Here is a 249-nt window from a genome sequence, read left to right on the forward strand (position 1 = left end):
GTAACGAAGTCGCCAATCAGCGGCTTCAACCCGTCCTTAATCCTGGCATCCCAGAGAAAGCTTTTGTTGAAGCCGGCTGTGCCGATGATTTGTATGCCCGTCTCTCTGGCAATCTGTTGAACGGCTTCAACGTCCCTGCCGTAGTCCACCGCCGTGGCGTCAACGATCGTCTTGCCTCCGTGTTGTTTAAAATCGAGAACGTCCAGCTGCGATTTTTCCTTGTCGTCGAGCAGCAGATCATCAGCACCC

General features: G+C 53.8%; 1 pseudogene. It reads right to left on the reverse strand.

The annotated features are described in order from the left end of the window. Positions 1-249: pseudogene (locus MXD62_RS09260) on the reverse strand (phosphotriesterase); the annotation flags it as partial.

Origin of the sequence: Frankia sp. Mgl5 (assembly GCF_023242985.1) — a bacterium.
Lineage (GTDB): Bacteria > Actinomycetota > Actinomycetes > Frankiales > Frankiaceae > Parafrankia > Parafrankia soli.